General features: G+C 61.9%; 17 protein-coding genes and 1 other RNA gene. 12 read left to right on the plus strand and 6 right to left on the minus strand.

Features of this window, described 5'->3' with window-relative positions; genetic code table 11:
- Positions 1–95: 95 nt before the first annotated feature.
- Both xdhB and xdhA read right to left on the minus strand, forming a co-directional pair.
- On the minus strand, positions 96–2,495 hold the full coding sequence (xdhB, locus tag K3819_RS09530; RefSeq protein ID WP_221399108.1) for a xanthine dehydrogenase molybdopterin binding subunit: 2,400 nt from the start codon (positions 2,493–2,495) through the stop codon (positions 96–98).
- A complete protein-coding gene (gene xdhA / locus K3819_RS09535; protein ID WP_221399109.1) occupies positions 2,488–3,942 on the minus strand; it encodes a xanthine dehydrogenase small subunit in 1,455 nt (484 codons plus the stop codon). The genes xdhB and xdhA overlap by 8 nt, the downstream gene beginning before the upstream one ends.
- A gap of 266 nt (positions 3,943–4,208) precedes the next feature.
- Here xdhA and K3819_RS09540 point away from each other — a divergent pair, with 266 nt between their 5' ends.
- The 7 genes from K3819_RS09540 to K3819_RS09570 all read left to right on the plus strand — a co-directional run bounded on the left by K3819_RS09540 (position 4,209) and on the right by K3819_RS09570 (position 15,564).
- Positions 4,209–4,868, plus strand: a complete 660-nt coding sequence (locus tag K3819_RS09540) for a GntR family transcriptional regulator (RefSeq protein ID WP_011333269.1) — start codon at positions 4,209–4,211, stop codon at positions 4,866–4,868.
- 2 nt (positions 4,869–4,870) lie between these two features.
- Positions 4,871–8,359, plus strand: a complete 3,489-nt coding sequence (gene smc, locus K3819_RS09545; protein WP_221399110.1) for a chromosome segregation protein SMC — start codon at positions 4,871–4,873, stop codon at positions 8,357–8,359.
- Between the two features lie 259 nt (positions 8,360–8,618).
- On the plus strand, positions 8,619–9,485 hold the full coding sequence (zipA, locus tag K3819_RS09550) for a cell division protein ZipA (RefSeq protein ID WP_085613290.1): 867 nt from the start codon (positions 8,619–8,621) through the stop codon (positions 9,483–9,485).
- An 87-nt stretch (positions 9,486–9,572) separates the two neighbouring features.
- Positions 9,573–11,930 carry an NAD-dependent DNA ligase LigA gene (ligA, locus tag K3819_RS09555; protein ID WP_221399111.1) on the plus strand — a complete coding sequence of 786 codons (2,358 nt, stop codon included), beginning with the start codon at positions 9,573–9,575 and terminating at the stop codon, positions 11,928–11,930.
- Positions 11,931–11,998: 68 nt separating this feature from the next.
- Positions 11,999–13,165, plus strand: coding sequence for a putative zinc-binding metallopeptidase (locus K3819_RS09560; protein WP_085613292.1), 1,167 nt, complete (start codon positions 11,999–12,001; stop codon positions 13,163–13,165).
- A gap of 111 nt (positions 13,166–13,276) precedes the next feature.
- Positions 13,277–13,373, plus strand: an RNA gene (gene ffs / locus K3819_RS09565) — signal recognition particle sRNA small type.
- Positions 13,374–13,605: 232 nt separating this feature from the next.
- A complete protein-coding gene (locus tag K3819_RS09570) occupies positions 13,606–15,564 on the plus strand; it encodes a hypothetical protein (RefSeq protein ID WP_221399112.1) in 1,959 nt (652 codons plus the stop codon).
- Between the two features lie 9 nt (positions 15,565–15,573).
- Here the strand turns inward: K3819_RS09570 and K3819_RS09575 are convergent, their stop codons facing one another.
- On the minus strand, positions 15,574–16,323 hold the full coding sequence (locus K3819_RS09575; RefSeq protein WP_221399113.1) for an ABC transporter substrate-binding protein: 750 nt from the start codon (positions 16,321–16,323) through the stop codon (positions 15,574–15,576).
- 145 nt (positions 16,324–16,468) lie between these two features.
- Here K3819_RS09575 and dnaX point away from each other — a divergent pair, with 145 nt between their 5' ends.
- From dnaX to K3819_RS09600, 5 genes are all read left to right on the plus strand, one after another.
- A complete protein-coding gene (dnaX, locus tag K3819_RS09580) occupies positions 16,469–18,559 on the plus strand; it encodes a DNA polymerase III subunit gamma/tau (protein ID WP_221399114.1) in 2,091 nt (696 codons plus the stop codon).
- Between the two features lie 67 nt (positions 18,560–18,626).
- Complete coding sequence (locus K3819_RS09585) at positions 18,627–18,965, plus strand: YbaB/EbfC family nucleoid-associated protein (RefSeq protein WP_007951650.1); 339 nt, start codon at positions 18,627–18,629, stop codon at positions 18,963–18,965.
- A gap of 262 nt (positions 18,966–19,227) precedes the next feature.
- Positions 19,228–20,262 carry an NADP-dependent oxidoreductase gene (locus K3819_RS09590; protein WP_074687639.1) on the plus strand — a complete coding sequence of 345 codons (1,035 nt, stop codon included), beginning with the start codon at positions 19,228–19,230 and terminating at the stop codon, positions 20,260–20,262.
- A gap of 66 nt (positions 20,263–20,328) precedes the next feature.
- Positions 20,329–20,931, plus strand: a complete 603-nt coding sequence (recR, locus tag K3819_RS09595) for a recombination mediator RecR (protein WP_007951652.1) — start codon at positions 20,329–20,331, stop codon at positions 20,929–20,931.
- 71 nt (positions 20,932–21,002) lie between these two features.
- Complete coding sequence (locus K3819_RS09600; RefSeq protein WP_221399115.1) at positions 21,003–22,151, plus strand: acyl-CoA dehydrogenase family protein; 1,149 nt, start codon at positions 21,003–21,005, stop codon at positions 22,149–22,151.
- A 127-nt stretch (positions 22,152–22,278) separates the two neighbouring features.
- Here K3819_RS09600 and K3819_RS09605 read toward each other — a convergent pair whose 3' ends face one another.
- From K3819_RS09605 to hemN, 3 genes are all read right to left on the minus strand, one after another.
- Entirely contained in the window at positions 22,279–22,827 is a 549-nt protein-coding gene (locus K3819_RS09605; RefSeq protein WP_003223345.1) for an adenine phosphoribosyltransferase, read from the minus strand.
- A 78-nt stretch (positions 22,828–22,905) separates the two neighbouring features.
- Positions 22,906–23,640 carry a fumarate/nitrate reduction transcriptional regulator Fnr gene (gene fnr, locus K3819_RS09610; RefSeq protein ID WP_039770035.1) on the minus strand — a complete coding sequence of 245 codons (735 nt, stop codon included), beginning with the start codon at positions 23,638–23,640 and terminating at the stop codon, positions 22,906–22,908.
- A gap of 199 nt (positions 23,641–23,839) precedes the next feature.
- Entirely contained in the window at positions 23,840–25,222 is a 1,383-nt protein-coding gene (gene hemN, locus K3819_RS09615) for an oxygen-independent coproporphyrinogen III oxidase (RefSeq protein ID WP_011333280.1), read from the minus strand.
- Positions 25,223–25,231: the final 9 nt, after the last annotated feature.

Raw genomic sequence — 25,231 nt, forward strand, 5'->3', positions numbered from 1 at the left:
TTGTCTGTTCGGGCCTCTTCGCGAGCAGGCTCGCTCCCACATGGGAATGCATCCAAATGTGGGAGCGAGCCTGCTCGCGATGGCCGCGCCTCGGTCTAGAGCGGAGCCAGCTCGGTTTCAGCTTCGACGGCTTTCACCGCCTTGAGCTGGCGCATCTGCTCGCAGCCCCACAACACCCGCTCCGGGGTCGCCGGCGCGTCGATCTTCGGCTGATGCTTGTAGTCGCCCAGACTGGCCACCGCATCCTTGATCGCGCACCACGCAGCGATGCCGAGCATGAACGGCGGCTCACCCACAGCCTTGGAGTGGAACACCGTGTCTTCCGGGTTCTTGCGGTTTTCCACCAGCTTCACCCGCAGGTCCAGCGGCATGTCCGCCACGGCCGGGATCTTGTAACTGGCCGGGCCGTTGGTCATCAGCTTGCCCTTGTTGTTCCATACCAGTTCTTCCATGGTCAGCCAGCCCATGCCCTGGACGAAGCCGCCCTCGACCTGGCCGATGTCGATGGCCGGGTTCAGCGAGGCGCCGACGTCGTGGAGGATGTCGGTGCGCAGCATCTTGTACTCGCCGGTCAGGGTGTCGACGATCACCTCGCAGCACGCCGCGCCGAAGGCGAAGTAGTAGAACGGCCGGCCACGGGCCTGGCTGCGGTCGTAGTAGATTTTCGGGGTCTTGTAGAACCCGGTGCTCGACAGCGACACCTGATTGAAATACGCCAGCTGGATCAGTGCTTCGAAGGTCAGGATGTGGTCACGCACCCGTACGTGGCCGTTGTGGAATTCCACGTCTTCTTCGCTGACCTTGTAGTGCCGCGCGGCGAATTCGACCAGACGCCGCTTGATTGTCTCGGCAGCGTTCTGCGCCGCTTTGCCGTTCAGGTCGGCGCCACTGGAGGCCGCAGTCGGCGAGGTGTTCGGCACTTTGTCGGTGTTGGTCGCGGTGATCTGCACGCGGTCCATTTCCACCTGGAACACTTCGGCCACGACCTGCGCGACTTTGGTGTTCAGGCCCTGACCCATTTCTGTGCCGCCGTGGTTCAGGTGGATGCTGCCGTCGGTGTAGACGTGCACCAGCGCACCGGCCTGATTGAGGAAGCTGGCAGTGAAGGAAATGCCGAATTTCACCGGGGTCAGCGCCAGGCCTTTTTTCAGGATCGGGCTGTTGGCGTTGTAGCGACGGATCGCTTCGCGACGCTCGGCGTACTGGCTGCTTTCTTCCAGTTCAGCGGTCATCTCCTCGAGCATGTTGTGCTCGACGGTCTGGTAGTAGTGGGTGACGTTGCGCTCGGTCTTGCCGTAGTAGTTGGCCTTGCGCACGGCCAGCGGATCGAGGTTCAGGTGACGGGCGATGGCGTCCATCACTTCTTCGATCGCGACCATCCCTTGCGGGCCGCCGAAACCACGGTACGCGGTGTTCGACGCGGTGTTGGTCTTGCAGCGGTGACCGTTGATGGTCGCATCGCCGAGGTAGTACGAGTTGTCCGAGTGGAACATCGCCCGGTCAACGATCGAGGCCGACAGGTCAGGCGAGCAGCCGCAGTTACCGGCCAGATCCATCGCGATGCCGTGCAGGCGCCCGGTGCTGTCGAAGCCGACGTCGTACTCGACGTAGAACGGGTGACGCTTGCCGGTCATCAGCATGTCTTCGACCCGTGGCAGGCGCATCTTGGTCGGCTGGCCGGTGAGGTGCGCGATCACCGCACACAGGCACGCCGGGCTCGCGGCCTGGGTTTCCTTGCCGCCGAAACCACCGCCCATACGGCGCATGTCGACCACGATCTTGTTCATCGACACGTCGAGGACTTCGGCCACCAGTTTCTGCACTTCGGTGGGGTTCTGGGTCGAGCAGTAAACGATCATGCCGCCGTCTTCGGTTGGCATCACCGAGGAGATCTGGGTCTCCAGATAGAAGTGTTCCTGGCCGCCGATGTGCAGCGTGCCCTGAAGACGATGTTCAGCCGTGGCCAGGGCGCTGGCCGAATCGCCGCGCTGATGGGTGTGGCTGTCGAGCACGAAATGGCGCTTGCGCAGGGCTTCGACCACGTCCAGCACCGGTTCCAGATCTTCGTATTCGATGATTGCGGCCATGGCGGCCTTGCGTGCGGTTTCCAGATCCTTGGCGGCCACGGCCAGCACCGGCTGACCGACGAACTGCACGTCATCGATGGCCAGCAGCGGATCACCCGGCAGCAGCGGGCCGATGTCTTTCAGGCCCGGCACGTCTTCATGGGTGATGGCGATGCGCACGCCTTCGAAGGCGTAGCAGGGCTGGGTGTCGATGCTGATGATTTTCGCGTGGGCGCGATCCGACAGCCGTGCGTAAACGTGCAACTGGTTGGGGAATTCCAGGCGGTCATCGATGTACTGCGCTTCACCGGACACATGCTTGGCGGCGCTGTCGTGTTTGACGCTGCGGCCGACGCCAGAGGTCAGATCCTTGGCGAACAATTCAGCCAGTTCAGCTTGCGTTTTCTCTACGCCGTGATGGTTAGACATAAGCGGTCACCCGAGTCTCGATGTGCGGTGTTTGCAGTTCGATGAAGTATTTGCGCAGCAGGTTCTGCGCGCTGAGCAGGCGGTATTCCTTGCTGGCGCGGAAGTCCGAGAGCGGGGTGAAATCCTCACCCAGCGCGGTGCAGGCGCGTTCGACCACTGCGTTGTTGAACGGCTGACCGAGCAGCACGGCTTCGCAATGAGCGGCGCGTTTCGGGATCGCGGCCATGCCGCCGAAGGCGACGCGGGCGTCGGTGATCACGCCGTTCTCGACGCGCAGATTGAACGCGGCGCAGACGGCAGAAATGTCGTCGTCCAGACGCTTGGAGACCTTATAGGCGCGGAAGCGCTGCTCGGCCGTGGCGCGAGGCACGATGATTTTTTCGATGAACTCGCTTTCCTGACGCGCGGTGACCCGGTAATCGATGAAGTAATCCTCGAGGGCCAGCGTGCGGCGGGTCTCGCCCTTGCACAGCACGATCTGCGCGCCGAGGGCGATCAGCAGCGGTGGCGAGTCACCGATCGGCGAGGCGTTGCCGATGTTGCCGCCGAGGGTGCCCTGGTTGCGGATCTGCAGGGAGGCGAAGCGGTGCAGCAGTTCGCCGAAGTCCGGGTACTCGGCGGTCAACGCTTCGTAGCAGTCGGAGAGGGCAGTGGCAGCGCCGATTTCGATGCGGTCTTCGAAGGTTTCGATGCGCTTCATTTCAGCGACGTTGCCGACGTAGATCATCACCGGCAGGGTGCGGTGGAACTGAGTGACTTCCAGCGCCAGATCGGTGCCGCCGGCCAGCAGTCGGGCCTGTGGATAAGCGTCGTAGAGATCGGCCAGGTCGGCGACGGTCAGCGGCACCAGGCAGCGTTTGTCGCCGCTGTTGAGTTCACCGATCGACGTCGGGGCAATGGCTTTGAGGCGGGCGATGGTTTCCGCTTCCCGGGCGTCGAACTGGTCCGGTTGCTTGGCGCAGCAGGATTGTTCGGCGGCGGCCAGGATCGGCCGGTAGCCGGTGCAGCGGCAGAGGTTGCCGGCCAGCGCTTCGTGGGCCTTGGCCTGATCCGGTGCATCGCTGTTCTTTTGCAGGGCGAACAGCGACATCACGAAACCGGGGGTGCAGAAACCGCACTGCGAACCGTGGCACTCGACCATGGCTTTCTGCACGCTGTGCAGTTCGCCCTTGTGCTTGAGGTCTTCGACGCTGATCAACTGTTTGCCGTGCAGCGACGAAACGAACGTCAGGCACGAGTTGAGGCTGCGATAGCGAATGTGCTCGCGGCCATCGTCATCCGTCTGCAACTCGCCGACCACCACCGTACACGCGCCGCAGTCACCGCTGGCGCAGCCTTCTTTGGTGCCGGATTTACCCACGTGTTCGCGCAGGTAGTTGAGCACAGTCAGGTTCGGGTCCAGGGCGTGCTCGCTACGGAGTTCCTGGTTAAGTAAAAACTGGATCACGGAAGGCCTCGCAGACTCATTATTGTTGTTGAGCGACTTGAGCCGAATTTAGCAGGTCTGACTTTTCGGTCAATGGTTTTCTGACTTAAAGGTCAGGAAAAACCGTTTTGTCGCTCAACCACGTGTCTCTTCAGTATTGACCCTCATTGGATCAAGCGCTTTTTTGCGGGAATCGTGCCAAAAACCGCTGTGCGGGCACTCCGCCATGACCGCGCATTGCGCTACACTGCGCCGCTTGTGCAGATCGAAGAGTTTGAAGGACAACCATGACGTTCAAGGCGCCGGACAGCCTCGCCGAGCAAATCGCTCACCACCTCGCCGAACGGATCATTCGCGGCGAAATGAAGCCGGGAGAGCGCATCCAGGAACAGAAGGTCACGCTGGCGCTGAACGTCAGCCGCGGTTCGGTCCGCGAAGCCTTGCTGATCCTCGAGCGCCGTCACCTGATCGCCATCCTGCCGCGCCGCGGTGCGCACGTCACCGAGCTTACGGCGCACAAGGTGCAGAGCCTGTGCACGCTGATGAGCGAGCTGTACATCCTGCTCGGCAACGCAGTGGCCAATGGCTGGCAGACCCAGGCCGACATGGCGCCGTTCGTGCAGATCCAGCAGCGTCTGACCGCCAGCTACGAGCGTCAGGACATCCGCACCTTCGTCGACGACAGCTTCAACGTCATGCGCGCCGCGTATCCCTTCGCCAACAACCCGTACCTGCAGGAAACCGTCGAGAACCTGCAACCGGCCATGAGCCGTGCGTACTTCCTCGCGCTGGAGCAGCGCAAGGCCGAGATGAGCGAGTTCCTCGAACTGTTCGAACGCTTGCTCGCCGCCGTCCTCGCCCGTGACCTGCCGCAGATCCGCATCGTGCTGACGGCTTACGCCCAGCGCAGCTGCGATCTGGTGGTGTCCGCCCTGACGGTTGCCTGACCTTGCGGCTCAAGTGCATCAAGCTGGCGGGGTTCAAATCCTTCGTCGACCCGACCACGGTGAACTTCCCCAGCAACATGGCGGCGGTCGTCGGGCCGAACGGTTGCGGCAAGTCGAACATCATCGACGCCGTGCGCTGGGTGATGGGCGAAAGCTCGGCCAAGAACCTGCGCGGCGAGTCGATGACCGACGTCATCTTCAATGGCTCGACCAGCCGCAAACCGGTGAGCCAGGCGAGCATCGAGCTGGTGTTCGACAACTCCGACGGCACGCTGCTGGGCGAGTGGGCGGCCTACGCGGAGATTTCGATCCGCCGCAAGGTGACCCGCGACAGCCAGACGACTTATTACCTCAACGGCGCCAAATGCCGTCGTCGCGACATTACCGACATCTTCCTCGGCACCGGCCTCGGCCCGCGCAGCTACTCGATCATCGAGCAGGGGATGATCTCCAAGCTGATCGAGTCCAAGCCCGAAGACCTGCGTAACTTCATCGAAGAAGCGGCAGGCATCTCGAAGTACAAGGAGCGCCGACGCGAGACCGAAAACCGCATCCGTCGCACCCACGAAAACCTTGCCCGTCTGACTGACCTGCGCGAAGAGCTCGAACGCCAGCTCGAACGCTTGCACCGTCAGGCCGAGGCCGCCAAGAAGTATCAGGAATACAAGGCTGAAGAGCGCCAGCTCAAGGCGCAATTGTCGGCCCTGCGCTGGCAGGATCTGAACGATCAGGTCGGCCAGCGCGAATCGATCATCGGCAACCAGGAAATCAGCTTCGAAGCGCTGGTCGCCGAGCAACGCAACGCCGACGCCGCCATTGAACGCCTGCGCGACGGTCACCATGACCTGTCCGAACGCTTCAATCTGGTGCAGGGGCGCTTCTATTCGGTCGGCGGCGACATCGCCCGGGTCGAGCAGAGCATCCAGCACGGTCAGCAGCGCTTGCGCCAATTGCAGGACGATCTGAAAGAAGCCGAGCGCGCACGCCTCGAAACCGAATCGCACCTGGGCCACGACCGCACCTTGCTGCTGACCCTTGGCGAAGAACTTGATCAACTGACTCCCGAGCAGGAAATCACCAACGCCGCCGCAGAAGAAGCCGCCGCTGCGCTGGAAGATTCCGAAGCCGTCATGCACGGCTGGCAGGAGCAGTGGGACGCCTTCAACCTGACCGCCGCCGAACCCCGTCGTCAGGCCGAAGTGCAGCAGTCGCGCATCCAGCAGCTGGAAACCAGCATGGAGCGTCTGGCCGATCGGCAAAAGCGTCTCGGCGAAGAGCGGGCGTTGCTGTCGGCCGATCCGGAAGACGCGGCGATCATGGAACTCAGCGAACAGCTCGCCGAGTCCGAGGCCACCCTTGAAGATCTGCAGACCAGCGAAGAAGCCCAGGTCGAAAAACTTGAGCAGTTGCGCCAGGAATTGCAGCAGGCACTGACTGCGCAGCAACAGGCGCAGGGCGATTTGCAGCGCCTCAATGGCCGCCTCGCATCGCTGGAAGCCTTGCAGCAGGCCGCGCTCGATCCGGGCACCGGCACTGCCGAATGGCTGAAGGAACACAACCTCGCCGAACGCCCGCGCCTGGCCGAAGGCCTGAAGGTCGAGGCCGGATGGGAGCTGGCGGTGGAAACCGTGCTCGGCGCCGATCTGCAAGCGGTGCTGGTGGATGATTTCGACGGCTTCGATCTGTCCGGTTTTGCCCAGGGCGATCTGCGTTTGCTCAGCCCCGGCAACGACGGCGTGCGCGTGGCTGGCAGTCTGCTGGACAAGGTCGAGGCGCAGGTCGATCTGTCGCCTTGGCTTGCTCAGGTCAAACCGGTCGACAGCCTTGAACAGGCGCTGGCCCTGCGTGGTCAACTGGCTGCCGGGCAGAGCCTGATCAGCCGCGACGGGTACTGGGTCGGCCGGCATTTCCTGCGAGTGCGTCGCGCCAGCGAAGCCGAAAGCGGCATGCTTGCACGCGGCCAGGAAATTGAATCGTTGCATGCGGAGCGCGAAGAGCGCGAAGCCACGGTCGAGGCCATGGAAACCCGTCTGCAAACCCTGCGCGCGCAACAGCGTCAGCAGGAAAACGGCCGCGAACATTTGCGTCGTTTGCTGCAAGACGAAGCCCGTCAACAAGGCGAGTTGAAAGCTCAACTGTCCGCCGGCAAAGCCAAGGCCGAGCAGTTGAATCTGCGTCGCACCCGTCTCGACGAAGAACTGGTCGAGCTCGCCGAGCAGCGCGAACTGGAACACGAAAACATCGGCGAAGCGCGGATCCAGTTGCAGGACGCCCTCGACGCCATGGCCCTCGACACCGAGCAGCGCGAGTTGCTGCTGGCCCAGCGTGACAGTCTGCGCGAACGCCTGGATCGCGTGCGTCAGGAAGCCCGTCAGCACAAGGATCACGCGCATCAATTGGCCGTGCGCCTCGGTTCGCTGCGGGCACAACACGACTCGACCCGTCAGGCCCTTGAGCGTCTGGAAATGCAGGCCGAGCGCCTGACTGAAAAGCGTGAACAGCTCAGCCTGAATCTGGAGGAGGGCGAGGCGCCGCTGGAAGAGCTGCGCCTCAAACTCGAAGAATTGCTCGACAAGCGCATGAGCGTCGACGACGAACTCAAGACCGCCCAGATCGCTCTGGAAGACGCCGACCGCGAACTGCGCGACGCGGAAAAACGCCGGACCCAGGCCGAGCAGCAATCGCAATTGATCCGTGGCCAGCTCGAACAGCAACGCATGGAATGGCAGGCCCTGACCGTGCGCCGCAAGGCCCTGCAGGATCAACTGCTGGAAGACGGCTACGACCTGCACGGCGTGCTCAACACCTTGACTGCCGAGGCCAGCGAGAAGGCTGCCGAAGAAGAACTTGAACGCATCGCCGCGCGCATTCAGCGCCTGGGCGCGATCAACCTCGCGGCGATCGACGAATACCAGCAACAATCCGAGCGTAAACGTTATCTGGACGCCCAGGACGCCGATCTGGTCGAAGCCCTGGAGACCCTGGAAAACGTCATCCGCAAGATCGACAAGGAAACCCGTAACCGTTTCAAAGATACCTTTGATCAGATCAATGGCGGTTTACAGGCACTTTTCCCAAAAGTTTTCGGTGGCGGGCGGGCGTATTTGGAACTGACGGGCGAAGATCTACTCGATACAGGGGTGACGATCATGGCGCAGCCGCCCGGAAAGAAGAACAGCACCATCCATTTGCTCTCCGGTGGTGAAAAAGCGCTGACCGCACTGGCACTGGTTTTTGCGATCTTCAAATTGAATCCGGCGCCGTTTTGCATGCTCGATGAAGTTGACGCACCACTGGATGACGCTAACGTTGGACGCTACGCACGGTTGGTCAAGGAGATGTCGCAGACCGTGCAGTTCATCTATATCACCCACAACAAGATCGCCATGGAAATGGCTGACCAGTTGATGGGTGTGACGATGCACGAGCCGGGTTGTTCGCGACTGGTAGCCGTGGATGTCGAGGAGGCGATGGCGATGGTGGATGCCTGAGTCGGCGCGTGTCGGAAAAGGTATTTGTAGTCTGTAGGACATATTTACCGGCTTCGACTTGCTGGCCAATCGACATAATCGCGCAAGCCAATGAGACAGACGGTGTAAAGTTGTCTTTGGTCGTGCTAGTTTAATGTCAATTTTTCGTATACGTGGGCAAAACGCCTGTCAGAACATAGAGTTGGCGCCACGTTTTAAAGCGGTTTGCACAGTGTAAACCCCTTATTTTTCAGCATTTTTTATAGAGGCACGGGATTACATGGAAATCGGTCTGCGCGAGTGGCTGATCGTCATCGGCATCATTGTGATAGCCGGTATTCTTTTCGATGGCTGGCGCCGTATGCGCGGCGGCAAGGGAAAACTGAAATTCCGTCTTGACCGAAGTCTGTCCAACCTGCCGGACGAGGACACCAGCGCCGAACTGCTGGGCCCGGCCCGCGTGCTGGATACCCATAAAGAGCCACAACTGGACGAACACGATCTGCCATCGGTGAGCATGCCGGCCCGCGAAGCACGCGAGCCTCGCGAATCCGGTTCCAAGCGCGGCAAGCGTGGCAGCAACGGTCCGGCCCAGGGCGACCTGAACCTCGATCTGGATCTGGACGGCGGCCCGAGCTTCAGCAGCCGCGATGATGATTTTGTCGAATCTGCCGCCAAGTCGTCGCCTGCCGTTGCCGATAAAGATCAGCCGCAAGCCGAAGAAGTGCTGGTGATCAGCGTGATCTGCCGCGACCCGGCCGGCTTCAAGGGCCCGGCACTGCTGCAGAACATTCTGGAAAGCGGCCTGCGTTTCGGCGAGATGGATATCTTCCACCGTCACGAAAGCATGGCTGGCAACGGTGAAGTGCTGTTCTCGATGGCCAACGCGGTCAAGCCGGGCATCTTCGATCTGGACGATATCGACCATTTCAGCACCCCGGCGGTGAGCTTCTTCCTCGGCCTGCCAGGCCCGCGTCATCCGAAGCAGGCCTTCGACGTGATGGTGGCGGCAGCCCGCAAGCTGTCCCAGGAACTGAACGGCGAATTGAAAGATGACCAGCGCAGCGTCCTGACCGCGCAGACCATCGAGCACTACCGTCAGCGCATCGTCGAATTCGAACGTCGCGCCCTGACCCAGAAGCGTTGATTGAAAAGGTTGCCTCGTCATAAAGAGGCAATCGGCAAAATAGATTGAGCAGCCTCGGCTGCTCTTTTGCTTTATGAGAGAACACCCATGACTGCCGCCAAAGACCGCATTTTAGAGCTGCGCGCTGAACTCGATCAGCACAACTACCGTTACCACGTCCTCGATGAGCCGAGCATTCCGGATGCCGAGTACGACCGGTTGTTCCACGAGCTCAAGGCGCTGGAAGCGGCCAACCCGGAACTGATCACCAGCGACTCGCCGACCCAGCGTGTGGGCAGCGTCGCGCTGACCGCGTTCACCCAGGTGCGTCACGAAGTGCCGATGCTCAGCCTCGGCAACGCCTTCGAGGAAACCGACATGCGCGAGTTCGACCGTCGGGTGACCGAGGGTCTGGATCTGCCGGCCGGCGATCTGTTTGGCGGTGGCGCGGCGGTGGAATACAGCTGCGAGCCGAAACTCGATGGTCTGGCGGTCAGTCTGCTGTATCAGGACGGCGTGCTGGTGCGCGGCGCCACGCGCGGCGACGGCACCACTGGCGAAGACATCAGCGTCAACGTGCGCACGGTGCGCAACATCCCGCTGAAGCTGCACGGCACGGGCTGGCCGGCGACCCTGGAAGTGCGCGGCGAAGTGTTCATGTCCAAGGCCGGTTTCGAACGCCTCAACGCCTCGCAACTGGAAGTCGGCGGCAAGACATTCGCCAACCCGCGCAACGCCGCCGCCGGCAGCCTGCGTCAGCTGGATTCGAAGATCACCGCCAACCGCCCGCTGGAATTCTGCTGCTACGGCATCGGTCAGGTCTCTCACGACATCGCCGACACCCACATCGGCAACCTCAAGCAACTGCAAGCCTGGGGCATGCCGATCAGCCACGAATTGAAACTGGCCAAGGGCATCGGCGAATGCCTGGATTATTACCGCGATATCGGTGAGCGCCGTAATTCGCTGGCCTATGAAATCGACGGCGTGGTGTTCAAGGTCAACAGCATTGCCGATCAGCGCGAACTGGGCTTCCGCGCCCGCGAACCACGTTGGGCCATCGCCCACAAATTCCCGGCCATGGAAGAACTCACCGAGCTGCTCGACGTGGAATTCCAGGTCGGCCGCACCGGTGCCGTCACACCCGTGGCGCGCTTGAAGCCGGTCAAGGTCGCTGGTGTCACCGTGGCCAATGCCACGCTGCACAACATGGATGAAGTGGCCCGGCTGGGCTTGATGATCGGCGACACGGTGATCATTCGCCGCGCCGGTGACGTGATCCCGCAAGTGGTGCAGGTCGTCACCGAGCGTCGTCCCGAAGACGCGCGGCCGGTGCAGATTCCCGAGAGCTGCCCGGTTTGTGGTTCCCATGTCGAACGCACGCAACTGGTCAAACGCAGCAAGGGCAAGGAAACCATCAGCGAAGGCGCGGTGTATCGCTGCGTCGGCCGACTGGCGTGCGGTGCGCAACTCAAGCAGGCGATCATTCACTTCGTCTCCCGTCGCGCGATGGACATCGAAGGTCTTGGCGACAAGAGCGTCGAGCAGTTGGTGGACGAAGGTCTGGTCAATTCGCCGGCCGATCTTTACGCGCTGAAGTTCGACGACATCGTCGACCTCGAAGGCTTTGCCGAAGTGTCGAGCAACAAGTTGCTGACCGCTATCGAAGACAGCAAGAAGCCGGGGCTGGCGCGCTTCATCTATGCGCTCGGGATCCCGGATGTCGGCGAGGAGACGGCTAAGGTGCTGGCGCGTTCGCTCGGTTCGCTGGAGCGCGTCCAGCAAGCCTTGCCGCAGGTGCTGACGTACCTGCCGGACATCGGTCTGGAAGTGGCGCACGAGATTCACAGCTTCTTCGAAGATGCACACAACCAGCAGGTGATCACCGAGTTGCTGGGCCACGGTTTGCAGATTCAGGATCAGGGCGAGCTGGGTGCCGAGTTTGCCGCCAGCACCACGCTGGGCGGCTTCCTCGACAAGCTGCACATTCCTTCGGTGGGGCCGGGCGGGGCGCAGAAACTGGCTGACAAGTTCGAATCGCTGGAAGGGGTGATGAACGCTGACTGGCTGGACATGCGCCAGGCATTGCCGGAGAAGCAGGCCAATTCGGTACGCGAGTTTTTTGCCTTGCCCGAGCATCGTCAACTGGCTGAAGACGCCGAAAAGCAACTGCGCGATTTCGGCATGCACTGGCAGAGCGAAAAGAAAGTCGTCGAAGGCCTGCCACTGGCCGGGGAAACCTGGGTGCTGACCGGCAAGGTCGAGTTGATGAGCCGCGACATCGCGAAGGAACACCTGGAAAGCCTCGGCGCCAAGGTTGCCGGTTCCGTGTCGGCCAAGACCCACTGCGTGGTGGCCGGACCGGGCGCCGGCTCGAAACTGACCAAGGCCAACGAACTGGGCGTGAGGGTCATGGATGAGGAGGCGTTTATCGCGTTCCTGAAAGGACACGGTATTTCCGCCTGATGCAACGCGCGGGAACGATCAACTCGCGGGAATGATCTAGTCTTGGCAAGCCCAAGGGAGAGATCGCCATGTACCGCTTTTTCGAGCAGCTCAGTTCCCGCATCGTCGCGCCGTTCATGGGCGAATCCTCGCGCAACAGCAAAGTCTGGCCGTGTCGCTGCGGCCAGTCGCTGTTCTTTCGCAACAGCCAGTGCCTGGCCTGCAACGCGGCACTGGGTTATCAACCGGAACACAGTCGACTGACCTCGTTGCAGCCGGGGCCGCAAGAGGGCACCTGGACGCTGGACGTCGATCCCGACGCCGGGCTGTTCCGGCGCTGCGCCAATCTCGACACCCCGGCGGCCTGCAACTGGCTGCTGCCCGCCAATGATCACGACACCCTGTGCGCGGCCTGCGATCTGAATCGCACCATCCCCGACCTGTCCGTCCCGGAAAACCCCGAACGCTGGCGCAAGGTGGAAATCGCCAAGCGGCGGCTGGTCGCGCAACTGATCAGCCTTGGCCTGTCGGTCGTCCCGAAAACCGTCGACGAAGCCACCGGCCTGGCCTTCGATTTCATCGGCGTCGATCTGCAAGGCAATGCACCCATGACCGGCCACGCCAACGGCCTGATCACCCTCGACATCGAAGAAGCCGACGACGCCCACCGCGAGCGCGTCCGGGCGCAGATGCACGAACCTTATCGCACGCTGCTCGGGCACTTTCGCCATGAGGTCGGGCATTACTACTGGGATCGCCTGATCGACAACGGCCCGTGGCTCGGTTCCTTCCGCAACCTGTTCGGCGACGAGCGCGCCAGTTATGCCGAGGCGCTGGAACGGCATTATCAACAGGGCGCGCCGGCGGACTGGTCGCAGCACTACGTCAGCGCCTACGCCACCATGCACCCGTGGGAGGACTGGGCGGAAACCTGGGCGCATTACCTGCACATGATGGACGCGGTGGATACGGCGTTGAGTTTCGGCATGAGCGCCCGGGAGATGGACCTCGACTACCAGCCGTTTCCGTCGAGCACCCTGTACGACCCGGAGCATCCCGGCGGCGCGGCATTCCTGTCGTTCGTCAACGCGTGGATCGAACTGGCCGGCATGCTCAACGAACTGTCGCGCAGCATGGGCCAGCCGGATTTCTATCCGTTTGTCCTGCCGCCGGCGGCGATCGCCAAGCTGCACTTCATTCATCTGGTGATCCAGCAAGAGGGCGGCCGCGCGGACGAGGTGCTTCAGGCGCAATAGCAAGTGCTTGAAGCCCTTCATATTTTTAATCTGCAACGAGCGGTTGTAACTTCGTCTCAGATAGGTACAATGGCGCGGCTCGCCGACAGGTGAGCGTCGTTATGGTGACCCTATCGGTCCCCCCGCAACGATTACCCGTGAACCTGGTCAGAGCCGGAAGGCAGCAGCCACAGCGGGAACATTGTGTGCCGGGGTGTGGCTGGTAGGGTTACCACCTTAACGAACATCGAACGAATCAACACCGAACTGCATGGGTTTCGCCCACTGCGGTTTTTTTATGCCTGCGATTTGGCGGTTTGTACCCAAACCTCCTGCTCGCGAGGGCGCCGACACGGGGTAATCATTTGCTCTTCAATCCCGCATACTCGCAGCCACCGAAATAAATGAAGAGTCTGGCCAGGATCGACCCAGCAAGGTCTGCGCCCTGGCCGCGAGGTTTTATGCTCCCGGAACATTCCGATCTATCCAGCCCTGTGTTCTTGCCCGTCACGGATGAAACCTGCGCGAACCTGTTGCAGGCGGGTGGCGCAAAAGCGCTCGAAAGCCTGACCGATCCCGAATTGGCGGCAGTGCTGGTCATCCAGAATCTGGTGCAGACGAAAGAGCAGGATCTCGGCGCCGTGACGGCAGAGAAAATTCTGGCCAAGCTCTTGTCCTGGGCTGCTGAAAACCGTCAGTCAACGACGGCGGGCCTGCTGTCTGAAGCCCAGCGGCTGTTCGACCCGCGCAAACTGTATTTCGGCCTGAAGGTCCTTAACCCTCTCAACTTGCGTTTTCTGCTGGCCGATGAAATATCGGCACGCGACTACCTATTGCCCGATGGCCAGTGGGACTTCGAATACAAAGTCCGGCGTCACCGCAGCCATGACCCGTTCAGCCAGCCGATAGTGACGCCCCGACAGCGCGAGCGCTGGTTGAGCCCGGCACAGGACAAACTGGTCAGAACCTTCCGCGCCAATCTGGACGAAGACCTGCACGTTCAAGGCTACGCAGGAATCGGCAAAAGCCATCTGCTGGTGGCGTTGCTGGAGCACCTGCGCCCGGAAAAGACTCTGTTGCTGGCGCGCACCCCGGCCAAGCTCGAAGTTCTTCGTCAGCGCATGGTGGGGCCGAGCGAGAAGAAGGCTGGCAAGACCTTCCTGGCGTTTGCACAGTCGCTGATGCTCGGGCGCAGGCCTCAGGCTGAAGGGGCGACTCGGATCCTCAGTCGCCAGGCGCTGGCGCAGGAACTGAATATCTTCGGCTTTCGCCACCACGACGGGCAGGCGACCCTTGAACTCTGCCTCAAGGTGATCGAGCGCTACTGCCGCTTCCGCGATCACACTTTTTCGGCGAAGCATCTTCCACATTTCAACCAGCCGCTCTCCAGCGTGGACGCTCAGGTGTTGCTGGAGTATTCGAGCCGGGTGTGGGGCTATCTCGAACTCAACCCGGCGTGGGGCAGCCAGACCGGGTTCGAAGCGCTGCTGATGATCAAGCGGGCCTGCATTGCTGGTTGCGTGGTGCCGGCGCGCTACACGCACGTGCTGATCGACGAGAGCCAGGATATTCCCGGGTCGCTGTTGCAGATCATCGAACGTGGCCGCCAGGTGTTGATCACCCTCGGCGACGAGTACCAGCAGGCCAGCGGTGTGCCGGTCAAACGGCACCGTGAGGTTCGCCAGAGCGATATCAGCTATTCCGTGCGTTCGGGTCGCAACGTCGAGCGGCTGGTCAATCCGCTGATCGCCCGGCACTCGCAGAAGGGCAAGATACCGTTCGAAGGCGCCAGTGATGCTGACGTCCTGATCAAGGAATATCCGGAAGGTTTTGTGCCGCCCGAAGGCTGCGTGGTGCTGACGGCATCGCCGTGGGACACGATGATCTGGGCCATCCACCTGCACGATGCCAACTGCAAGTTCAGATTCCCGGACAAGCGCACCCAGGATGAACTCAAGCATTTCATGGCCACCGCCATCGAACTGTTCAAGCCGGACTTCTACCGTTCCGAATTCAGCGAAAACGGCGTGCATCCGTACTTCAGCGATCTGCCCGACTGGCAGGCTGTGTGCGACGCCAACCGGTTCGACGAGTCGTTTCTGCGGGTCAAGGCCAAGCTGGAAAACGGCTTCATGATTGCCGACCTGACACGCCTGAACCGAATGATCGACAACGCCGGCAACGGCTGCCTGCTGATGCTCGCGGAAGAGGCGGGTGGCATGGAGTTCGACAAGGTGCTACTGACACCGGGGCTGCTGACCAACGAGAGGTTCAAGGACGCCTACGCGTTCGATCAGCGGATCTGCGCCGTGTACATCGCTATTTCCCGGGCCAGGCTGAAGCTTTACGTGCCGTACGATGTCGTAGCGTGGGTCGAGTATCACGAGTACCAGCGGTTTCGTGATACGGCGGGGCATTGAGGGTCGGGCTCACGGTTCTCTGCCCGAGCTGCCGGTGTACAGCCGGATAATGTCATCAATCTCCCCCGACATTTTCATCCGCAGCAACGTCCTCAATATCTGCTGCACCGGCACGTTCGGATCGTTGCGTACATAGCAGCCGACCTTCTGCTCCTGCAACACCGCCACCGCTTGCAGTTGTTGCCCCGGCAGCAGGCGCTGGTTGAACCAGTCCAGGGTCCATTGATTGCTCACGGCGTAGCGGTAGCGGCCGGCCAGCAGTTTGTCGAGCACCTGCTCCTGATTGCGCGCGTCTTCGCGCCAGAGTCGGTCGGCGTCGAATATCGGTTGTAGCGTGGGGTAGCTGTAGCCGAGGACGGTGCCGATCGACTGGCGGGGCAGGTGGGCCGGGTCGGACTGGACCGGCGACCCCTGACGGCTGATCAGCAGGTCGCGCTGGAAGAACAGCGGCAGACTCCAGATGTAGTCCCCGGACAGGTTCGGCAGCCAGGATTGTGCGGCATAGCAGCGCACGTCGACTTCGCCGTGTTCCATGGCGTTCTGCACCCGGGCGCGGGGCAGGACGTGAAATTGCGCCGGCACGCCGACCTGGGTCGCGAGGCTGAGCATCATGTCGTAGAGGATGCCCTGGGTCGGGCGGCCGCGTTCGATCTGCACCATCGGCATCGCCCAGCTGTCGGCAACGGCGAAGCGCAGCGGCGGTTGCGACGCCATCGCGCTCAGGCTGATTCCCAGTATTGCCCCCACGGCCCACCGCATAAACGCTCCGGTAATTCCCGATCCCGAACCGATAAAAGCCCCTGCCCATGCAGCTTAGCCAGAATAGACGAGCACACCGGATGCAATTTTGCCCTTGCTCCGCTAGCATTAGCCGCTTCTGCTTCCTTTGCCGCGACGGTTTTCGATGAGTTATCAGGTTCTTGCACGTAAATGGCGTCCGCGCTCGTTCCGCGAAATGGTCGGCCAGACCCATGTGCTCAAGGCTCTGATCAATGCCTTGGACAGCCAGCGCCTGCACCACGCCTACCTCTTCACGGGTACGCGGGGCGTCGGCAAGACCACGATTGCGCGGATCATCGCCAAATGCCTGAACTGTGAAACAGGTATCACTTCCAGCCCGTGTGGCGAGTGTTCGGTGTGCCGCGAGATCGATGAAGGCCGTTTCGTCGACCTGATCGAGATCGACGCCGCGAGCCGGACCAAGGTCGAGGATACCCGCGAACTGCTCGACAACGTGCAGTACGCCCCGAGCCGCGGGCGCTTCAAGGTCTACCTGATCGACGAAGTGCACATGCTCTCCAGCCATTCCTTCAATGCGCTGCTGAAAACCCTCGAAGAGCCGCCGCCCTACGTCAAGTTCATCCTGGCGACCACCGACCCGCAGAAACTTCCGGCAACGATTTTGTCGCGATGCCTGCAGTTCTCCCTGAAGAACATGACGCCTGAGCGGGTGGTCGAGCATCTGACCCACGTTCTGGGCGCCGAAAACGTCCCGTTCGAAGACGACGCCCTGTGGCTGCTCGGCCGCGCGGCGGACGGTTCGATGCGTGACGCCATGAGCCTGACCGACCAGGCCATCGCCTTCGGTGAAGGCAAGGTATTGGCCGCCGATGTGCGGGCGATGCTCGGTACGCTGGATCACGGTCAGGTCTACGACGTGTTGCACGCGCTGATTGAAGGCGACGCCAAGGCGTTGCTCGAAGCCGTGCGCCATCTGGCCGAACAGGGGCCGGACTGGAACGGCGTGCTCTCGGAAATTCTCAATGTGCTGCACCGTGTCGCCATCGCCCAGGCCTTGCCGGAAGGTGTCGACAACGGTCATGGCGACCGTGACCGGGTGTTGGCCCTGGCGCAGGCGTTGCCGGCCGAAGACGTGCAGTTCTATTACCAGATGGGCCTGATCGGCCGCCGCGACTTGCCGCTGGCGCCGGACCCGCGAGGCGGCTTCGAAATGGTCCTGCTGCGGATGCTGGCCTTCCGGCCGGCGGACACGGCAGACGCCCCGAGGCAACCGCTAAAGCCAGTGGGGATCAGCCAGGCCACAGTTGATTCCGCAAACTCAGTGGCTGCCGCGCCGAAACCTGCGCCGGTAGTTGCTGCGGCTGTTGCACCCACACCCGCGCCAGCACCGGTGGTTACGCCTGCGCCTGCTCCCGAGCCTGCACCGGTTGCCCAGGTGATTGTGCCGGAACCCGTTCCTGAGCCAGAGCCAGAGCCGGTTGCCGTTGAGGAAGTTGTCGATCTGCCGTGGAATGACCCGGTAGAACCGGCGCCTGTGCAGCAGCCAGCGGTGGAGCCCGTTCTGGAAAACACCGCCGAACAACCCGATTTGCCGCCAATGCCACTGCCGACTCCGGACAGCGTCGTGCCGGACGCCCCGGAGTGGGCCGCCGCGCCAATCCCCGAACCGTCAGTGGCCGAAGTCGATGCTGCCACGCCGGGCATGGACATGGACGACGAGCCGCCGCTGGACGAGGACTACATCGAGCCGGACATGGATTCGGCCTACAGTTACCTCGACGATCTGGCCAGCGAACACGCTGCAGAACCGGCCCCCGAGCCCGAGCCGGAACCCGCCGCCGCGCCGGCCACCGGTCTGGCCCTGCAATGGCTGGAGCTGTTCCCGCAACTGCCGATCTCCGGCATGACCGGCAGCATCGCCGCCAACTGCACGCTGATCGCGGTCGATGGCGATCACTGGCTGATGCACCTGGACCCGGCCCACAGCGCCTTGTTCAACGCCACCCAGCAGCGTCGCCTGAACGATGCGCTGAACCAGTTCCACGGGCGCACGCTGACCCTGACCATCGAGCTGATCAAGCCCGAACAGGAAACCCCGGCCCAGGCCGCGTCCCGGCGCCGTGCCAACCGTCAGCGCGAGGCGGAGGAATCGATCCACGGCGATCCGTTCATCCAGCAGATGGTCCAGCAGTTCGGTGCGGTCGTGCGACACGATACTATTGAACCTGTCGACGCCCTGATCAGTCAGGGCTAATAACTGAGGGCGTCCGGCCTGTATGGCCGGGCGCTGTTTTGATCCAAGTACTTTTGAGGTGATTCCCATGATGAAAGGTGGCATGGCCGGCCTGATGAAGCAGGCGCAGCAGATGCAGGAAAAAATGGCCAAGATGCAGGAAGAACTGGCCAACGCCGAAGTCACCGGCAAAGCCGGTGGTGATCTGGTCACCGTGGTGATGACCGGTCGTCATGACGTGAAAAAAGTCAGCATCGACCCGAGCGTACTGCCGGGCCTGGACGAAGACGACCGTGAAGTGGTCGAGGATCTGGTGGCCGCAGCCGTCAACGCCGCTGTGCGTCAGATCGAAGCCAACAGCCAGGCGAAAATGGGCAGCATGACCGCTGGCATGAACCTGCCGGCCGGTATGAAACTGCCGTTCTGATTCGCCTTTGCGGGTTGGATGAGCTACACAAAATGCCAGGCAGTGCGCCTGGCATTTTTGTTTCTGGCCGGTAGAGATGTGTTGGCTGTAATGACGCCTTCGCGAGCAAGCCCGCTCCCATATGGGATTGCATTTCAAATGTGGGAGCGGGCTTGCTCGCGAAAGCGTCAACACGATTTGCCGGAATAAACATCGAACACCCCACCGCCCCAAGGGTCTGCTTCCTATACCCCCGAATTCATCATTCAAAGGAGACGCTGACATGTCCGACCCTCTGACCCTCAATCAACGCTTCGTGCTGGCCTCGCGTCCGGTGGGCGCGCCGACGCCCGAGAATTTCCGTCTGGAGCGCGAGGCGCTGCCGGACCTTGAGGACGGCCAGGTGTTGCTCAAGACCCTGTATCTGTCGCTCGATCCCTACATGCGCGGACGCATGAGTGACGCGCCGTCCTACGCGGCGCCGGTACAAATCGGCGAAGTGATGACCGGTGGCGCTGTCAGCCGGGTCGAGCAGTCGCGTCATCCGAAATTCCACCCTGGCGATCTGGTCGTCGGTGCCACCGGTTGGCAAAGCCACAGCATCAGCGATGGCCGCAACATCATCCCGATTCCGTCGGGCCTGCCGAGCCCGTCGATGGCGCTCGGCGTGCTGGGCATGCCGGGCATGACCGCTTACATGGGTTTGATGGACATCGGTCAGCCGAAAGAAGGGGAGACCCTGGTGGTCGCCGCCGCTTCCGGCGCAGTGGGCTCGGTGGTCGGCCAGGTGGCGAAGATCAAAGGTCTGCGCGCCGTCGGCGTGGCTGGTGGTGCCGAGAAGTGCAAATACGTGGTCGAGGAACTGGGCTTCGACGCCTGTATCGATCACAAGGCGCCGGACTTTGCCGAGCAACTGGCCAAGGCCTGCCCCAATGGCATCGACATCTATTATGAAAACGTCGGCGGCCATGTCTTCGATGCCGTCGTGCCGCTCCTCAATCCCAAGGCGCGGGTCCCGTTGTGTGGCCTGATTGCCGGCTACAACGCTTCGGAAGCGCCGAAAGGCCCGGATCGCCTGCCCATGTTGCAACGCACCTTGCTGACCAAACGCGTACGGATTCAGGGTTTCATCGTGTTCGACGACTACGGTGACCGTCAGCCGGAATTCATCAGTGCCATGGTGCCGTGGGTGCGCGACGGCAAGGTTAAATTCCGCGAGGACGTGGTCGAGGGCCTGGAGCAGGCGCCTGAGGCGTTTATCGGGCTGCTGGAGGGGCGCAACTTCGGCAAACTGGTGGTGAAGGTCGCCCAGGACTGAGGATTTGACGCTGGCCGGAGGCGCGGGTATAAACCGCGTCTCGTTGTTTTGTCGGACTTTTTCCCCATGAGCTTCAGCCCTTTGATTCGCCAACTGATCGACGCCCTGCGAACCTTGCCGGGCGTGGGTCAGAAAACTGCCCAGCGTATGGCGTTGCAGTTGCTCGAACGTGACCGCAGCGGCGGTACGCGCCTGGCCCAGGCCTTGAGCCAGGCCATGGAAGGGGTCGGACACTGCCGCCAGTGCCGCACGCTGACCGAAGACGATCTGTGCCCGCAATGCGCCGACACCCGCCGCGACGACACGCTGCTGTGCGTGGTGGAAGGGCCGATGGACGTCTACGCGGTCGAGCAGACCGGCTTCCGTGGTCGCTACTTCGTGCTCAAGGGGCACCTGTCGCCGCTGGACGGCCTGGGCCCGGAAGCCATCGGCATTCCGCAACTGATGGCGCGGATCGAAGAGGCGGGCACCTTCACCGAAGTCATCCTCGCCACCAACCCGACCGTGGAAGGTGAAGCGACGGCACACTACATCGCCCAGTTGCTGCAGAACAAAGGCTTGATCGCCTCGCGCATCGCTCACGGCGTGCCGCTGGGTGGCGAACTGGAACTGGTGGACGGCGGCACGCTGGCTCACTCGTTTGCCGGGCGCAAGCCGATTTCCCTCTGAGCCACACAATCCTGTTGAAAACCAAGCAAGCGCTCGGTTAAGTTCGGCGAACCCTTCCATGGAGTTCGCCGATGCCCGCCTTCCAGGAATACTTCGACCCCAGCCACCAAATGGTCCGCGACAGCGTCAGACGTTTCGTCGAGCGCGAGATCCTGCCGGACGTCGATGCGTGGGAAGAAGCCGAGAGCTTTCCCCGTGAGTTGTACCTGAAGGCCGGTGCGGCCGGCATTCTCGGCATCGGTTACCCCGAAGCGCTGGGCGGCAGTCACGAAGGTGATCTGTTCGCCAAAATTGCCGCCAGCGAAGAACTGATGCGTTGCGGCTCCGGCGGGCTGGTCGCCGGGCTCGGCTCGCTCGACATCGGATTGCCGCCGATCATCAAATGGGCCCGGCCTGAAGTTCGTGACCGCGTCGTCCCCCTAGTGCTCAGCGGCGAGAAAATCAGCGCCTTGGCCGTCACCGAACCGGGCGGCGGTTCCGACGTCGCCAATCTGCAGACCCGCGCCGTACGCGATGGCGACCACTATCGAGTCAGCGGCAGCAAAACTTTCATTACCAGTGGTGTGCGCGCCGATTACTACACCGTCGCGGTGCGTACCGGTGCGCCCGGTTTTGGCGGCATCAGCCTGTTGTTGATCGAGAAGGGCACGCCGGGTTTCACCGTCGGCCGGCCGCTGAAGAAAATGGGCTGGTGGGCGTCGGACACGGCTGAATTGTTCTTCGATGATTGCCGGGTGCCCGTAGGAAACCTGATTGGCGCGGAGAACATGGGGTTCGCCTGCATCATGGGCAACTTCCAGAGCGAACGTCTGGCGCTGGCGCTGATGGCCAACATGACCGCACAACTGGCGCTGGAAGAGAGCCTGAAGTGGGCGAAGGAACGCGAAGCGTTCGGCAAACCCATCGGCAAGTTCCAGGTGATCAAGCATCGCCTCGCGGAAATGGCCACGGCGCTGGAAGTCTCGCGGGAGTTCACCTACCGGCAGGCGGCGAAGATGGCGGCGGGGCAGAGCGTGATCAAGGAGATTTCCATGGCCAAGAACTTTGCCACGGACACTTCGGACCGCATCACCAACGAAGCGGTGCAGATTCTTGGTGGGTTGGGTTATATGCGCGAAAGTCTGGTGGAGCGGCTGTATCGGGATAACCGGATTCTGTCGATTGGCGGCGGGACGCGGGAAGTGATGAACGAGATCATCAGCAAACAGATGGGACTTTAGATTTTGCAGTGAGGCTGCCGGCCCATTCGCGAGCAAGCCCGCTCCCACATTCGACCATGTTCCATCAGGGGAATGCGGTCGAATGTGGGGGCGGGCTTGCTCGCGAAGGCGTAATGGCAGGCGCCGCTTATTTATCAGTCAACGCAAACTGCGTCAGGCAGAACGTCGGAATCCCCATGTCCTCAAGACGCTGCGAACCACCCAGTTCCGGCAGATCGATGATCGCCGCGGCTTCGTGAACGCGGGCGCCCATGCGGCGGATCAGGTTGGCCGCTGCGATCAGCGTGCCGCCGGTGGCGATCAGGTCATCGAACATCACCACCGAGTCGCCTTCGCACAGGCTGTCGGCGTGCACTTCGAGGAACGCTTCGCCGTACTCGGTCGCGTAACCTTCGGCCAGCACGTCCGCCGGCAGCTTGCCCTGCTTGCGGAACAACACCAGCGGCTTGTTCAACTGATAGGCCAGTACCGAACCGATCAGGAAACCACGCGCATCCATCGCACCGATGTGGGTGAAGTCGGCTTCGACATAGCGGTGGGCGAAGCTGTCCATCACCAGGCGCAGAGCCTTGGGCGACTGGAACAGCGGGGTGATGTCGCGAAAGATCACACCCGGTTTCGGGAAGTCGATCACGGGGCGGATCAGGGATTTGATGTCGAAGGAGTCGAAGACCATCGTCGAGGTGTCCTGGCAGGGCTGCAAACGGCGCAGTATACCCGCGGCTGAAACGATTCGCTCGGCCGCGGGTCGAGATCAGACTTCGAGCGAGCCGCCAGCCAGGGCGCAGAGCTGGATCGGGTCGAGGATGTGGATTTCCTTGCCCTCGGCGGCGATCAGTTCGTTCTGCTGGAAGCGGGTGAAGACCCGGGACACGGTTTCCACCGCCAGCCCCAGGTAGTTGCCGATTTCATTGCGCGACATGCTCAGGCGGAACTGGTTGGCCGAGAAGCCGCGAGCGCGGAAACGCGCCGACAGGTTGACCAGGAACGTGGCGATGCGCTCGTCGGCGGTTTTCTTCGACAGCAGCAACATCATCTGTTGGTCGTCGCGGATTTCCCGGCTCATCACGCGCATCAGCTGACGGCGTAGCTGCGGCAGTTGCAGGGCCAGTTCATCGAGGCGTTCGAACGGAATCTCGCAGACCGAAGTGGTTTCCAGGGCCTGGGCGGACACCGGGTGTTTCTCGGTGTCCATGCCGGACAGCCCGACCAGCTCGCTCGGCAGGTGGAAACCGGTCAGTTGCTCTTCGCCGGTATCGCTCAGGCTGAAGGTCTTCAGAGCGCCGGAGCGTACTGCATAAACGGAATCGAAGGTGTCGCCCTGGCGGAACAGGAACTCACCCTTTTTCAACGGGCGACCCCGTTTAACGATTTCGTCCAGCGCTTCCATGTCTTCCAGATTCAGCGAAAGTGGCAGGCAGAGAGGGGCCAGGCTGCAATCCTTGCAATTAGCCTGGTTGTGAGCGCGCAGTTTAACTGGCTCGGACATTTCTTAAATCCTTGTGGGAAAACACACATAAGGCGTAAGGGTAACCCACTGGAAGACATTCAGGCCAGCCTGTGGCGAGATTGCCCCACCGGCAAAACGCCGCAGGGATGACGGCCGATAAACGTGTCTCGGACGGCGTGCAAGGCGCCGTTTCGATGACCGCTATGGATACGCAGCCCCCTGCGTTGTTGATGAAAAGTCAGATCACCCGGGAAAAGCGCTGGCGATTCTGCTGTTCCAGATACGCATCGAACACCATGCACACCGAACGCACCAGCAGTCGCCCGGCCGGCAGCACGGTGATGCGTTCGCGATCCAGTTCGATCAACCCGTCCTGCGCCATGCCCTGCAATTGTGGCCAGAGCGCGCCGAAGTAACCCTGAAAATCGATGTTGAAGCTGCGCTCGATCTCGGCGAAGTCCAGGCTGAAATTGCAGATCAGTTGCTGGATCACCGCGCGGCGCAGGCGATCGTCAGCGTTGCACACCAGGCCTCGGCTGGTAGCCAGTTGCGCGCCGGCCAAGGTGTTCTGGTAGTGATTGAGGTCGCTGCTGTTCTGGCAGTACAGATCGCCGATCTGGCTGATGGCCGACACGCCCAGGCCGATCAGGTCGCAATGGCCGTGGGTGGTGTAGCCCTGGAAATTGCGTTGCAGGGTCGATTCTTCCTGAGCAATCGCCAGTTCATCGTCGGGCAGGGCGAAGTGGTCCATGCCGATGTAGCGATAGCCGGCGGCGGTCAGTTGTTCGATGGTGCGTTGCAGCATTTCCAGTTTCTGCGCCGGGCTCGGCAGTTCGTTGCCGTTGATCCGCCGCTGCGGCATGAAGCGTTCCGGCAGGTGTGCGTAGTTGAATACCGAGAGCCGGTCCGGTTGCAGGCTGATGACTTCCTCGACGGTGCGGGCGAAGTTGTCCGGGGTCTGTTTGGGCAGGCCATAGATCAGGTCGATGTTGATCGAGCGAAATTGCAGGGTGCGCGCCGCGTCGATCACCGCGCGGGTTTCCTCCAGGCTTTGCAGGCGATTGACCGCCCGTTGCACCGCCGGATCGAGATCCTGCAGGCCGATGCTGACCCGATTGAAACCCAGCTCGCGCAGCAGGCCCATGGTCGACCAGTCGGCTTCGCGCGGGTCGATTTCGATGCCGTAGTCGCCGGAATCGTCATCCAGCAGATTGAAATGCTTGCGCAGGTGCGCCATCAACTGGCGCAATTCATCGTGGCTGAGAAAGGTCGGCGTGCCGCCGCCGAAGTGCAGTTGCTCGACTTTCTGCGCCGGGTCGAGGTGACAGGCGATCAGCTGGATTTCCTGCTCGAGCCGTTGCAGATAGGGCAGCGCGCGGCCGCGATCCTTGGTGATGACCTTGTTGCAGGCGCAGTAATAGCAAATGTTCGCGCAGAACGGCACGTGCACGTACAGCGACAACGGGCGCAGGGCCTTGCGGCTATCGCGCAGGGCGTGGAACAGGTCGAAGGTGCCGACCTGACTGTGAAATTGCACGGCCGTCGGGTACGAGGTGTAACGCGGCCCCGCCAGGTCGTAGCGGCGGATCAAATCGGTGTCCCAACGAATGGCGTCGAGCATGCGGGCATT

The organism is Pseudomonas sp. 3-2 (genome assembly GCF_019710535.1).
Taxonomy (GTDB): domain Bacteria; phylum Pseudomonadota; class Gammaproteobacteria; order Pseudomonadales; family Pseudomonadaceae; genus Aquipseudomonas; species Aquipseudomonas pharyngis.

Coding starts and splice junctions, on each gene's coding strand:
- xdhB (WP_221399108.1), bottom strand. CDS start 2,495: ATGTCTAACCATCACGGCGTAGAGAAAACGCAAGCTGAACTGGCTGAA.
- K3819_RS09540 (WP_011333269.1), top strand. CDS start 4,209: ATGACGTTCAAGGCGCCGGACAGCCTCGCCGAGCAAATCGCTCACCAC.
- zipA (WP_085613290.1), top strand. CDS start 8,619: ATGGAAATCGGTCTGCGCGAGTGGCTGATCGTCATCGGCATCATTGTG.
- ligA (WP_221399111.1), top strand. CDS start 9,573: ATGACTGCCGCCAAAGACCGCATTTTAGAGCTGCGCGCTGAACTCGAT.
- K3819_RS09560 (WP_085613292.1), top strand. CDS start 11,999: ATGTACCGCTTTTTCGAGCAGCTCAGTTCCCGCATCGTCGCGCCGTTC.
- K3819_RS09570 (WP_221399112.1), top strand. CDS start 13,606: ATGCTCCCGGAACATTCCGATCTATCCAGCCCTGTGTTCTTGCCCGTC.
- K3819_RS09575 (WP_221399113.1), bottom strand. CDS start 16,323: ATGCGGTGGGCCGTGGGGGCAATACTGGGAATCAGCCTGAGCGCGATG.
- dnaX (WP_221399114.1), top strand. CDS start 16,469: ATGAGTTATCAGGTTCTTGCACGTAAATGGCGTCCGCGCTCGTTCCGC.
- K3819_RS09585 (WP_007951650.1), top strand. CDS start 18,627: ATGATGAAAGGTGGCATGGCCGGCCTGATGAAGCAGGCGCAGCAGATG.
- K3819_RS09590 (WP_074687639.1), top strand. CDS start 19,228: ATGTCCGACCCTCTGACCCTCAATCAACGCTTCGTGCTGGCCTCGCGT.
- recR (WP_007951652.1), top strand. CDS start 20,329: ATGAGCTTCAGCCCTTTGATTCGCCAACTGATCGACGCCCTGCGAACC.
- K3819_RS09600 (WP_221399115.1), top strand. CDS start 21,003: ATGCCCGCCTTCCAGGAATACTTCGACCCCAGCCACCAAATGGTCCGC.
- K3819_RS09605 (WP_003223345.1), bottom strand. CDS start 22,827: ATGGTCTTCGACTCCTTCGACATCAAATCCCTGATCCGCCCCGTGATC.
- fnr (WP_039770035.1), bottom strand. CDS start 23,640: ATGTCCGAGCCAGTTAAACTGCGCGCTCACAACCAGGCTAATTGCAAG.
- hemN (WP_011333280.1), bottom strand. CDS start 25,222: ATGCTCGACGCCATTCGTTGGGACACCGATTTGATCCGCCGCTACGAC.